Below are 14,172 nucleotides of genomic sequence, written 5' to 3'. Positions count from 1 at the left end.
CAAAATAATTATGAGTTGATTTGGAGTTGAATACAATGGGAGAAAATCATTATAAATGGAGTAATAAACAATTACGAGAACATGTTGAAATAATAGATGGTAAAAGAAGTCCGCACATTTTATGTAAGAACGCAACTTATTTAAATTCCTATATGCGCGAGTGGATGCAAGCAAATATTTGGATCTATGATGACCGGATTGTTTATGTAGGGGAAAAGCTGCCAGTGCAACTGCATGAATGTGAAGTCATTGATTGTGATGGAAAGTATGTAGTTCCAAGTTACATAGAACCTCATGCACATCCATATCAATTATATAATCCTGAAACTTTAGCGAATCATGCGATGCAGTTTGGGACAACAACTTTTATTAATGATAATTTAACTTTATTTTTCACATTAAAGCGTGAAGAAGCATTTCGTTTATTAGATGAATTTGAAAAGATTCCAGCAAGTATGTATTGGTGGTGTCGTTTTGATGGACAAACTGAATTGCAAAACGGGGAAACTTTATTTAATCGTGAAGAAATAATAGAATGGCTTAAGCATAAAGCAGTTCTTCAAGGCGGCGAACTAACAGCGTGGCCAAAACTATTACATGGCGATGATGAAATGTTAACTTGGATGCAGGAAACGAAGCGATTGCAGAAGAAAGTAGAAGGACATTTTCCAGGTGCATCTGAAACGACTTTAGCGAAGTTAAAACTGTTAGGTACAGATTGTGATCATGAAGCGATGACAGGGCAGGAAGCTTTCACTCGTCTTATGCAAGGTTACACTGTTTCCCTAAGAAATTCTTCAATCCGCCCAGATTTAGAAGTTTTACTGAAAGAATTGTTGGAACTAGGCGTAAAGCAGTTTGATAGATTCTTTTTTACAACAGACGGCTCACATCCTTCGTTTTATGAGAATGGAATGACAAACGTTATGATTTCTACCGCGATAAAACAAGGAGTGCCAGTAATAGATGCATACGATATGGCAAGTTATAATATTGCTCGCTATTATAATATGGAACATGTACATGGTTCGATTGCGACAGGTAGAATTGCTAATATCAATATTTTAGAAAGTAAAGAAAACCCAGTACCAATTAGTGTCCTTGCAAAGGGGAAATGGGTGAAGCGTGACGGTGTAAATACACATGAGGCATTACATATAGACTGGAGTAAACATAAAGTAACTCCATTATCATTAGATTGGTCAATAGAAAAAGAGGATATGATTTTCTCTAATAAAACGGGGATACACTTATTAAATAACGTTATTACAAAACCATACACTAGTGAAATCAATATAGACTGTGATGAATTGTCCACAGATCATGATGAATGTTTCCTTATGATGATTGCTCGTGATGGCAGTTGGCAAGTGAATATAGCTGTCAAAGGTTTTGCAAAAGAACTAGGTGGGCTTGCTAGCTCTTATTCTGGTACAGGTGACATCATTCTTATCGGAAAAAGAAAAGAAGATATGCTTACAGCTTTTCGTAGAGTAAAAGAGCTCGGTGGTGGAATGGTCATAGTAGAAAACAATGAAGTGTTACACGAAATAGCATTACCATTGCTCGGGATTATGTCTAATTTAAAAATGAGGGAATTAATACAGGAAGAGAAACAGATGGTGAAATTACTACAAGAGCGTGGCTACGCGTATGATGATCCAGCATTTACAATTTTATTCTTTTCTGCGACGCACTTGCCTTTTATACGAGTAACACCTATAGGATTATATGATGTGAAAAGTAGTAAGGTAGTTGCCCCGCCCGTGAATTTGATAAAGCAATATTAAAAGGAAAGATCCTATAAAAATTTTATTTTATAGGATCTTTCTTATTATTAGCATAAGAATATTGTAAGCCTCAAATGATATAGTATCTAAATCATTTGAGGTGATATGTAAATATGAAAAAAATATTTTACATTTTAAGCGTATTTATTCTGTGTGTATCGATACAACACGTTGTACATTCCCAATCAGATGCACCAGAGTTATCTTCGGATTGTCTCGAAGAAAGAAAAGTTAGAGATGAAAAGTATGTGAAGAATATAATACAGGACATTAAATCCACATTTAATTTAAATATTGATGAACATAGTTTTTGGGAAGTAAGTAAAAGAGATCTGGAGGCTGCTCATTTGATGTATGGTGGAAAGGAAAATGATTCTTATTATACTTCGCTAACTAAAATTTATGATAGTGGTGGATTTAGCGAACAGCCCAGCTTATTTGTGAGGGCGCAAGAAGCATTTTTACTTTATAAAGAAAAAGATAATATTAATGTAATGAAACGCCTTAAACTAGACGTTGAAAAAGGGGAATGGCTCGTTATAAAAACGAAAAAGAAGAAAGGGAAAAAAGTGAAATTCAAACCGTTACAATGTGAAAAAGATTATCTAAAAAAGAGAAATGAATAACAAAATACTTATTAATACTATTTTTATTCAACGATATTTTGCTGTTGATTTGAAATAGAAAAAGGTAAACGAACATATTAGCTTTATGGAATATGTTTGTTTACCTTTTTTTGAGAGATTTAAAAATTGGGGATATTGTTAGTTGGAAATTTTTCACTGCCTAATGAATTTATAACATTCAATGAATTTGTTCTTCATAAACATTAGATTTTGTGTCAAATGATTTATACATTGCCGAAACACCTATGTATATTTTATTCTACAGTATTTATAAAAGAATGTTGGCTATTCATAAGAAATATGATTGGCACGGTTTTTGCTTGTATTACATGTAAGGAAGGGAGATTGTATGTAAGGAATCTGTACTCGTAATAGTATAAAACAAGCTACTATTGCATTATTAATCATAGTTGTATTTATAGCGGAACTGTAAATACATACAAATAAGTGGTTTTTTTGATTTTAAAATTCTGAATTTTCATTTAAATTATTAGGGGGCAATGGTATGGTTAAATATTCGAAAATTTCTAAGTGGATTCTTGGTGTTGGACTAGTGACAATAACATGTAATGGTTTGCAAATTCAAGCAGAGACAAAAGAGAAAAATGTGAAGAACGTATTACAAATGGAGCCGGTAGGAATACAGAAATCTGTTGATGAATTGGCGCACCCTTCAAAAGTACAAGAAAATGAATCTTTTACAAAACGGTTAAAATTAGCGGATTTATCGCAGCGTCCACTAGCACCAACCGATAATATTAAGCCGTTAGCTGAAGAAAAAAAGTATTCGATGGCTGAGTTAAATCAATTAAATAATAAACAATTAACTGATCTTCTTGTGACAATTAAATGGTATCAAATTCCGGAATTATTTCAGTTTAATAGTGATAGTCTTAAATTCTATCAAGATGATAGCCGAATGCAAGCGATTATTAATAAACTAGCAGAACAAGGACAAGCTTATACGCAAGATGATTCAAAAGGGATTGAAACATTAGTAGAAGCTCTACGTGCAGCGTTTTATTTAGGTTTTTACCATGATGAATTAAGCAAACTAAATGAGCGTAGCTACCATGATAAATGTTTACCAGCTTTAAAAACAATTGCAAAAAATCCAAATTTCAAACTTGGTACATCAGAACAAAATAAAGTAATTGCATCATATGGAAAATTAATTGGAAATGCATCAGCAGATGTTGAAACGGTTTTATATGCAGGTGAAATTTTTAAACAATATAACGATAATCTTGCAACTTTCATTGAAGACCGAACAAAAGGAGACGCTATATATGAGTTGATGAAGGGAATTGACTTTGATATTCAGACGGATATGTACACGACTGGAAAAGAGCCAAAAGATACGATGTGGTTTCGAAATATTGATAACTTTATTAATGAAATAAATCGTTTTGCACTACTTGGTACAGTAACAAATAAAAACGGATGGTTAATTAATAATGGAATTTACTATGCTGGCCGATTGGGCAAGCTTCATAGCACGCCCACAAAAGGACAACAAGTTGTTACAGATGCAATGCGAATTTATCCATATTTAGGAGAGCAATACTTTGTTGCGGCAGAACAAATTACTACAAATTATGGAGGAATAGATGCGAGTGGAAAAACTGTAAATTTAGATCAAATTCGAGAAGAGGGTAAAAAGAAATATTTACCGAAAACGTATACGTTTGATGATGGTGCAATTGTCTTTAAAGCTGGGGATAAAGTTAGCGAAGAGAAAATTAAACGTCTATACTGGGCGGCAAAAGAGGTGCGTTCTCAATTTTATCGTACAGTTGGTAGCGATAAACCACTTGAAAGTGGACATGCTGATGATGTGTTAACGATGGTTATTTATAATAGCCCAGATGAGTATCAATTTAATCGTCAGCTGTACGGATATGAAACGAATAATGGTGGGATTTATATTGAAGGGACAGGGACTTTCTTTACATATGAACGTACACCAGAGCAAAGTATTTATAGTCTGGAAGAATTGTTCCGCCATGAATTTACGCACTACTTACAGGGAAGGTACGAAGTTCAGGGATTATGGGGCCAAGGGGAAATGTATCAAAATGAACGTTTAACATGGTTTGAAGAAGGGAATGCAGAGTTCTTTGCAGGTGCAACGCGATTAGATAGTGTAGTACCACGAAAAAGTATAATTGGTGGGTTATCTAATGATCCTGCAAAACGTTATACAGCATCACAAACATTAAATGCGAAATATGGAACGTGGGATTTTTATAATTATTCGTTTGCACTGCAATCATATATGTATAATAAGCGCCCAGAAATGTTCGATAAAGTACATGATTTAATTCGCGCAAATGATGTTTCAAGTTACGATGAATACCGTGCTACATTAAGCAAAGATAATAAGTTAAATGAAGAATATCAATCTTATATGCAAATGCTTATTGATAATCGTGATAAGTATACAATTCCACAAGTATCAGATGAGTATTTAACTCAGCATGATCCAAAATCGCTTTCGGACGTTACTTCAGATATTACGAATGAAGCGAAATTAAAAGATGTGAAAGTAACAAAGAATAAATCACAATTCTTTAATACATTTACACTACAGGGGACATATACAGGAAGTGCGGCTAAAGGAGAAGTTGAGGACTGGAAAGTGATGAATGAAGCAACGAATGATATGTTGAAACGTCTTTCAGGAAAAGAGTGGACTGGATATAAAACATTGACTGCTTATTTTGTAAATTACCGTGTAAATAATGCTGGGCAATTTGAATATGATGTTGTGTTTAGCGGAGTGAATACGGAAGAAGGTACGGCTGTAGAAAAAGAACCAAATAATTCATTTGAAACAGCAAACCCACTATCTTTGAGTATTTTGTTAAGAGGAACCTTGAGCGATCAAGATCAGGGGGATAAATTTGTTATTGATGTAAAGGATCAAAAAGATTTACAAATTTCTGTTACGAACGAACAAAATCTTGGATTGAACTGGGTATTATATTCTGAATCAGATTTAAATAATTATGTAGCTTATGCAACAAAACATGATGGAAACAAATTGCTTGGAAATTATAATGCAAAGCCAGGGAAATATTACTTAAGTGTATATAAGTATGGTGGTGGAACAGGGAATTATACGGTACAAGTAAAATAGTTTACTATAGTTTGTTTTGAAAGGCTACTTATTACATTTTTTAGCGAAATAAAGTATTTAATGTTAAACATTAAACTAATTCAACATATCCCTGTTCTAATTATAGAACAGGGATATGTTGGCTTTATATTTTTAATTTAAATAACCTCATTGGATTTTGATAAGAAAATAATTAATATAGATCTGAATTCTCATTCGTAAAGCATGTTTTAATCTTCTTAATGCTCTTTCATTTTTGTCTCAATGCTTGTTTTCAAATCAGTTGATACTTGATTGAAATACCCCAAAACGATCTCCCTAATATCATCGGATATAACTTTCAAATCACTAGCTAAGTTTTCAGCGAGATGTTCTTTTTCCATTGGCTGTAACTTCGTATAAAATTCACCAGCTTGTGTAAAGTCATCCTGTTTCGTTATAGAAGCTCTTTCAAGTTTACCTTCAACGTACCTTCCTTCACCGGTTGTAATTTGATTAGCAGGTGTCCAATCTTGCTGCTGGTTAATCGTTAATTTGCGAAATTCTGGACCAATTCTTCTTCTTTGTGAATCACTGTAAATGTTAGCGCGCCCTTGCAGCATTTTATCATCTGATAGTTCTGCACCATCCAGTAAATTAGAAGGAGAGAATGCGACTTTTTCTACTTGTTCCATAAAATTTTCAGGATTTTTATTTAATACCATTTTCCCGACTGGTATGAGAGGATACGTCTGTTCATCCCATACTTTTGTGTCATCTAAAGGATCATAAGAAAGGTGCGCTTCATCTTTCGGATCCATGAGCTGGACGTATAAACCATACTCCACTGGTTTACCATTTTCAATAGCATCATATAAATCTTTCCCGCTATAATCAGGATTTTCGGCAGCTAGTTTAATTGCTTCTTTACTAGTAATGTACTGTACACCTTCAAACGGGTACCAATGATACTTTACATACTTTCGATTACCTTCCGCATTTCTCCATACATATGTATTAACACTATGCCCTGGAATGTGGCGAAGACTTTTGGCCGTACCATTGTTTGAGTATAAACGGACAACAAAATGAATAGATTCAGGTGCTTTAGCGACAAAATTCCAAAATCTATTAGGGTCTATTAAGTTATTTTTAGGTGAAGGCAATAATGCTTGAATCGTTTCAGGGAAACGCATCGGATCACGGACAGAAAAAACAGGAATGTGATTACATAAAAGGTCAAAAATGCCTTCTTTTGTATAAAATTTTGTAGAAAAACCGCGTACATTTCTAGCAGTATCCGGTGTTCCTTTCGTACTAACAGCTAACGAAAATCGCACCATAACAGGAACTTTCTCATTAGAATTTTGTAAAAAACTTAATTTAGTATGTTCAGACATCGAATATATCGTTTGAAAATAACCGAACGCACCAAATCCTTTTACATGAACAGGTCTTTCTAAAATTTTTTCATGAATAAATTGTTGTAATGACTCATGTAGTACACTATCTTGCTCTAGTACGGGTCCACGTGAACCAACTGTTTGAGAGTGAAGGGTAGCTAGTTCATTACGTTCGCCTTTTTCATTAAAGTGATTCCCTAGTAAAGATTGCCCCTGTTTATCATAGTTTTCATTCATCGATATAGCCTCCAAATTTATTTCGTCTATTGTTACTAAATATGATTTTATAATCTTGATTATGTATGATATGCAAAGTAGTAACAGACCGCTAGATGAAAAAAACGTGTATGTAGTGGACCTGTTGAAATAGAAGAAATTATGGAAAAATGAATATCGTGAAGAAAATTACTATTAAAATTTTAATCTAAAAAATGAATTTATACATGAGTTTATAGAGAATGAACAGAAATAAACAGGGAAAATAAATAGGAGGAATTTAACATGTCGGATTGGTTTCAATTAGATAAAGAATATATGATGTCTACATATTGTCGTACAGAGGTTGCAATGGAAAGAGGAGAAGGATGTAAACTATATGATGTAGATGGTAAAGAGTATTTAGATTTATTTTCTGGCGTAGGAGTAAATGTATTAGGATACAATCATCCTAAAATTGTACAAACGACAATGGAGCAAGTTACAAAATCGTTGCATCTGCCGTTTCATTTTTTAAACCCAGTTGCGATTGAGTATGCAAAGAAATTAGTGGATTGCTCATTAAAAAACGGAAAGGTCTTTTTTACAAACTCTGGTACGGAAGCGACAGAAACAACTTTGAAATTAATTGATAAATATAGAGCTAATACGAATGAAGAACGCGAAGGAATTGTAGTGCTGAAGAATAGTTTCCATGGGCGTACGTTAGGGGCACTTCATTTTACGAGACAAGAAAGTGTATATCAAAATTTCCCTAAAACATCGATTCCTGTATATGAAGTAGAGCGCGAAAATATAGAGCAATTAGAAGAAACAATTATTCATGAAAATCCAATTGCGATTATGCTAGAGCCGGTTTTAGGCAGCGGGGGGATTTATCCTTTATCGCGTGAATATTTACATGGCGTTCAAAACTTATGTGAGAAATACAATCTACTACTTATCGTTGATGAAATTCAAAGTGGTATGGGGAGAACCGGGAAACTGTTTGCGTATCAAAATTTTAATATCACACCGGACATTATTCAAATTGGTAAAGGAGCAGGAGGCGGGATACCGCTAGGAGGAATTATTGTAGGTGAAAAGCTATGTGATGTATTTGCACCTGGAGATCATGGAACAACATTTGCTCATTCATCAATGGGAACGGCTTTAGGGTTAACGGTATTAAACACATTGATTGAAGATGGTTTAATGCACGAAGCGTATGAAACGTCACTATATTTAAATGATAAATTACAAGAAATTCAGAAAGAAAATTCTTATTATATTCAGGAAGTACGTCATGCTGGTATGATGTTTGGAATTAGTTTAAATGATACAAATGAAAATGTGAAAAAATTACAGGTAGAGCTAATGGAGAAAGGGATATTAGTTGACGTAACACAAGGGAATATCATCCGTTTACTTCCTCCATATATAATTACAAAAGAAGAAATTGATACATTTATTACTCAATTTATTACTTGTATGGATAAGGTTGCTACTGTAGTAAGTGCTTAAAAATTAAAAGCTATATTTTATATAAAGTGCACTCTAATTGTTGGGGATAGTTTACAATTGGAGTGCATTTTTTATAGTTGAATTTTGTAAAATACAGTCGTTTGTATATGATAACGGAAAAATAGAAGGAATTTCGTTATATTTGAGTGGTGAAGAAAAGGGAAAGTATAAAGATAGTAGATAAAGCGGGTGGTTTAACTAACTAATGATAGAACGTTTTGAAAATAATAGCATACGAATATATAAATAATAAGAATGAGGTGATATATTGGAAAATAATGATATTCAATTTACTTCTTTACAAATGAGAACGGATAAATATGGTTGGGCTAGTATTCAATATACAAATAAAAAGCAGGCTATCTTATATACTCGAAACGGAGGAGTAGAATGGGATGTTGTCAATCCTCTTAATTCAATTGTATTATTTGGGTATCCAATAAACGCTCGAAGCTCTTGGGCATATGGTTTAACAAAAAAGAATGACGATTTATTGCCAGCTATATTTTATACAGTTAATAGAGGAGAAAGGTGGAGTGAGTTTATTTTACCGGTTGAAGAAGATTGGGAGAAATCGACTGATGTTCAAGTACAATTGCATGCTACGAATATGGATAGTATATGGATTGTATTATCTAGAAAGCTTGCATCAAATAAATTTGAACATAATTTATACTATTTGAAAACGAAAGGGAAAGTTTGGAAAGTAATAAAAAATATAAGTATTAGTGATAGTATTTCAGGGATAACATTTATAAACGATCTAATTGGGTTTATTTCACTACAAAAACATTATGAAACATCAACGGTATTTAAAACAATAAATGGTGGGGAAAGTTGGCATCCTATAAAAGATATTCCAAGTCTTGAAGGAATTAATAATGGGACTGCTATGGCTTATAAAGCAATCTATAAAAATAACTTATTAGTAATACCAACTAAAATGAATGATGATGTATTTTTAATGAATTACTCATTTGATAAGGGGAATTCGTGGCATATTTCAAATAAAACAATAAATACTAGTAAAGTGGCTGTTTCGTTTTTTAGTTCCTATTATGGCTGGGTTATAAATAGTGAAAATGGGAGTGGGTATCAAATAATAAAAAAAGGAGCAAAATGGATTAAAGTATCAAGCAATCCATTATTAAAAAATGTATTTTGTTTGCATTTTTTTAATCGGCGTAAAGGTTGGGCGTGTAATAAAAAAGAAATATTTACTACAAAAGATCGCGGTATAACATGGAAAAAGGTAGTATATAAAATTAATAATATTGATAAATTTATTTAAAAAAGTCCTAAAGAAATTAGGACTTTTTTTGTTTTTTATGGTGAGAGTTGTAACAAACAATGATAAGAGAAAGGAGGTAAGTGCAGAACTTATATTTTTAAAAATAGACGGTTGTTTTTACACAGTATAATTCACTTTTGAATATGTTAATAAAGTAGCAAATTCATAGGAAATGGTAATACTTAATATTTTATGTCACATAATGTGTAAAGGGGGCGTGTAATGAAATCGTTAACGGTTATTATTTTGTACAGTGAAAGAGAGCAAATGTTAGAAGAGTCAATTCAATCTATATGGAAGCTAAATCCTCTTGAAATTATAATTTTCGTTCCTAACGATAGAAGTAATTTGTATGAAATAGCAAAGAAACATAAATGCCATATTGTTTTGATGGATAAATATAGTACGTATTATGATGGGTATGAAGCTTCTGTAAAGGCAGCAAAAGGAGATGTATTGTTATTTGTAGATAGTAATTTTTTATTATCTTCAACTGAAATGAAGAATTTTATTGAGCCAGTTGTTACAAATCAGGCGGATGTAGTATTAAACAGAATAGATAAATTTATAGAAGTTGGTAAATGTCCGAATATGGATATTGTTTGGAGAAAAATGTTAAATGAAATTTTAAGTCGACCAGATTTAAAAAGCAATTCAATACTTTCATTACCATATGCACTTACGAAAGAAGTAGTGGTAAATATCGGCTTTGATTATATAAAAGATATCGTTCTAGCTCATATGAACATAGTGAATCAAGGCTGGCGGATTAACAATCAATATGCAATAAGAACGTTATCTAAAGATGAAATGTTAGAAGAAGAAGGGTATTTATTTAAAAAAGAATTATTAGAAAATGAAAAAGAGAAAGTGGAAAAATATTTAATTGGTATATCCAAATGGATAGAGAAAAAGGGAAGAAGAGTAGGATTTACTGATGCAGGAAAAAGAAGAGATATTATTCAAAGATTAGGTGAAAGCAAGCAGTATCCTTCGTATCATCGAGGCTGGGGAATGCATTCTTCAATTTATAACGGGAAACAACTTTCTGTCATTATACCAGTACAAAATGAAGAAGAGACTATAGAACAAGTAATACTTGAGGCGAGAAAAATAGAACCACTAGAAATAATTGTCGTTGTAAATGGTTCGACAGATCAAACGGCTAATATTGCTAAAAGACTTGGTGTTACTATTATTGAATATAACGAACGACTTGGTCATAATGTTGGACGTGCTATTGGAGCGCTTGAAGCTACAGGAGATATTCTTTTATTTATTGATGGTGATTTTAGTGTTTCAGGAAGTAATTTGCATCATTTTACAAAAGCAGTTTCAGCTGGTGTAGACATAGCATTAAATGATTTGAATCCGATGTTACATCCTCCGTTTTATGTTGTAGACGTCGTAAAATATATGCTTAATTTAGCATATAATCGTCCAGAATTAAGCAATGGCTCATTAGTAGCAATTCCACATGCTATGAGTAGATCATGTTTAGATGCAATAGGCTGGGAAAGCTTACTATGCCCTAGTCTTGCACAAGTAAAAGCTATATTACAAGGGTATAGAGTAGAATGTGTACATTACGTTGATGTTGTAAAACCGAATAGAATTCGTTTAATGGAGAATGTAAGTTACAATGGACATCCTCCGGCAGTATTAAGAATAATTGGTGATCACGTTGAAGCTCTCTCTTACTTAATAGAACATCTTGAAATAGATGGAAAGGGTGATTAAACTGTTAGACCAGTACAAAAAAATTAACATTTCATATGAACAATTATGGCAAATGGATTTTCAAATTACAGAACCATTTATACTCAAGGTTGATTGGGATAAAGTAACGTATGAATTTTTAATTCGTATTAAGCCCGATACTTCTAACACTATTGTTTTTGGATCCGGAGCAGGTGGGTTTCAAGAACAGCCAATTGGTCCACCTATTTTTCATCGACATTCTTGGATGGATGAATTTGAAGATACTGTTATATATTATAATGACCCTACGTTATATCTTGGAAAATTATCTTTAGGCTGGGGACAGGGAGAGTTAAATAGATTTTATTTACAAGATATAGCAAATATTTTAGAAATAGTATTTGCAAAGTTAAAAGTTGATTCGAAAAATGTGTTGTTTTATGGCAGTTCCGGGGGAGGATTTATGTCTTTAATTTTAGCTGGATTCGTTAAGGGCTCCACAGCTTTAATTAATAATCCTCAAACAAATTTATTAAAATGGATACCTGTACCAATAAATCTAGTTTTCGATTTGTCTTATCCAAATTTATCAAGAGAAGAAGTTGAGGAGAAATTTGGCGAAAGAATTAATGTTGTGAAATTTTTTAATCACATTAAATATGTACCGAATATTTATTTTTTGCAAAATTTCGCGTGTGAATTTGATGTGCAAAATCATTTGCTACCATTTATTTCCGAATTAGAGCAACTTGATAAAGACACGGAAGTAAATCAAATTATAATTGACTTATATTTTGATAAAAAAGCAGGGCATGCAGCTGTAGGGAAGAGTGAAACAATTGAATATATAAAAAAAGTAAAACCTAATCAGACTGTAAAAGAAGAACAAAAAGAAGTGGACCTATCAGTCGTTATAGTTTTAGGAGAAGAAAAATCAAAATTGAATCAAATTTTAAATAAAGTGCAGCATATAAAACCGATAGAAATTATTATTGTAGCTGATGATAGAATGAGTGCGATACAATCTATACCAACATTTGTTGAAAGTAACGTTGTTGTGATTGAGGAGAAAAGTAAACGGAAAGCACCAGTTCATGGGGCAAAAATCGCCAATGGTGATGTAGTCTTATTTTTAGATGGGGAAGATGTTATTTTTTCGGTAGAATTAGAGCGATTTATAGAACCGATACTGAAAAAGGAACAGGATGTAATCTTAAATAACATAGACTCCGTATGTTTTGAAAAGATGAGAGTAGAATGGCCAAGTATTGCTATGGTGTATAGAAAAATAGTAAACGATGTATTGGGGCGTATGGATTTAAAATATGATTCGATGTTATCTATGCCATATGCTATTACTAAAAAAGCAATTGAAGACATTGGATATGATATCTTGCAGAACCCTATTCTGTCCCAAGTAACTCTTATTGAGAAAGGGTGGCGACTACAATCCTCGTCAGCCATCACTAACACCTCCTTGAATAATATGCTCGCAAACAAAACCTCTTTCTATAAAAGTGAATTAACTAAATTAGAAGTATATGAGATTAAAGAAAATATAAAAGCTTTGGAGAGTTGGTTACAACGAAAAGATGATAGAGGTAACTATACAGATGGAGGAAGAAAAAGAGAAATTATAGAGCAGTTAAAAAAACAAAAGAATTATTCACGTTTCCATAAAGGATGGGGAATGAATTCATCAATTTATAATGGAAAACAGTTATCAATTATTATACCAGCACAAAATGAAGAATCAACGATTAAAGAAGTTATTCTTGAGGCAAGAAAAATTGAACCGAAAGAAATAATTGTTGTCATTAATGGGTCAACAGATCAGACAGAAGTAATCGCTAAGCAATCAGGGGCAACAGTAATTGTTTATGAAGAAAGATTAGGGCATGATGTAGGACGGGCAATTGGTGCACAAGAAGCCACAGGGGATATACTTCTCTTTATTGATGCTGATTTTGCTATTCCAGCAAAAGATCTTCATCCGTTAACGCAAGCTGTTGCGGATGGTGTTGATATGGTTTTAAATGATTTAAATTTAAATCTTAGATTTCCTCTATATATTGTAAGTTTATATAAATATATATTGAATATTGCTTGTAACCGTAAAGATTTAGGGGTAGGATCTACAATTGCTGTTCCCCATGCTATTAGTAGAAAATGTTTAGAGGGAATTGGCTGGGACACTCTTCACACAGCGTGTGTTGCACAAGTAAAGGCAATATTAGAAGGGTATAAAGTCGAATGTGTCCATTTTGTAGATGTAATGAAACCAAATCGTATTCGTCCAAATGAACACTTTGCAACAGTAGGACATCCACCAGCTGTATTGAGAATTACCGGCGATCATGTAGAAGGGTTTTCTTATTTACTAAAGAATAGGGATTTTAAAGATTTATTTTAATTTGGAAGCTACTTTATTAATCGGCTTGAAATAGCAACGGATAAAGTATGAGTTACGTATTGGGATAAAAACAAAATTTTAAAAATTGCTTTTTTAATTCAGTGTAAGTGAAAAGTAAAAACTTCTTCA

General features: G+C 32.8%; 8 protein-coding genes. 7 read left to right on the top strand and 1 reads right to left on the bottom strand.

Translation table 11 applies throughout. The features are described 5' to 3' along the window. Positions 1–35 precede the first annotated feature (35 nt). The 3 genes from NST86_RS15105 to colA all read left to right on the top strand — a co-directional run bounded on the left by NST86_RS15105 (position 36) and on the right by colA (position 5,558). The gene (locus NST86_RS15105; protein WP_016118137.1) at positions 36–1,790 is read left to right on the top strand and encodes an adenine deaminase; all 1,755 of its coding nucleotides are present in this window, start codon (positions 36–38) and stop codon (positions 1,788–1,790) included. 113 nt (positions 1,791–1,903) lie between these two features. After that, positions 1,904–2,416 (top strand): hypothetical protein, encoded by a 513-nt coding sequence (locus tag NST86_RS15100; RefSeq protein WP_016118136.1) that lies wholly within the window; start codon positions 1,904–1,906, stop codon positions 2,414–2,416. 505 nt (positions 2,417–2,921) lie between these two features. Continuing rightward, positions 2,922–5,558, top strand: a complete 2,637-nt coding sequence (gene colA, locus NST86_RS15095) for a collagenase ColA (RefSeq protein WP_227593159.1) — start codon at positions 2,922–2,924, stop codon at positions 5,556–5,558. Positions 5,559–5,776: 218 nt separating this feature from the next. On the opposite strand, the gene NST86_RS15090 is transcribed toward colA, so the two are convergent. Then, positions 5,777–7,156, bottom strand: a complete 1,380-nt coding sequence (locus tag NST86_RS15090) for a catalase (protein WP_086423130.1) — start codon at positions 7,154–7,156, stop codon at positions 5,777–5,779. A gap of 264 nt (positions 7,157–7,420) precedes the next feature. Between NST86_RS15090 and NST86_RS15085 the strand changes: the two genes are divergently transcribed. The 4 genes from NST86_RS15085 (at position 7,421) to NST86_RS15070 (ending at position 14,043) form a co-directional block, all read left to right on the top strand. Next, the gene (locus tag NST86_RS15085; RefSeq protein WP_001286470.1) at positions 7,421–8,638 is read left to right on the top strand and encodes an aspartate aminotransferase family protein; all 1,218 of its coding nucleotides are present in this window, start codon (positions 7,421–7,423) and stop codon (positions 8,636–8,638) included. A gap of 268 nt (positions 8,639–8,906) precedes the next feature. Further along, positions 8,907–9,929, top strand: coding sequence for a hypothetical protein (locus NST86_RS15080; protein WP_061664863.1), 1,023 nt, complete (start codon positions 8,907–8,909; stop codon positions 9,927–9,929). A gap of 222 nt (positions 9,930–10,151) precedes the next feature. Further along, entirely contained in the window at positions 10,152–11,669 is a 1,518-nt protein-coding gene (locus NST86_RS15075) for a glycosyltransferase family 2 protein (protein ID WP_000839317.1), read from the top strand. A gap of 52 nt (positions 11,670–11,721) precedes the next feature. Continuing rightward, a complete protein-coding gene (locus NST86_RS15070; protein ID WP_137026481.1) occupies positions 11,722–14,043 on the top strand; it encodes a glycosyltransferase family 2 protein in 2,322 nt (773 codons plus the stop codon). The last annotated feature ends 129 nt before the right edge of the window (positions 14,044–14,172 follow it).

Origin of the sequence: Bacillus sp. FSL L8-0199 (assembly GCF_038005705.1) — a bacterium.
GTDB lineage: Bacteria > Bacillota > Bacilli > Bacillales > Bacillaceae_G > Bacillus_A > Bacillus_A cereus.
Note: the sequence above shows the minus strand (reverse complement) of the source record. Positions and strands in the feature narration are given on the sequence as shown.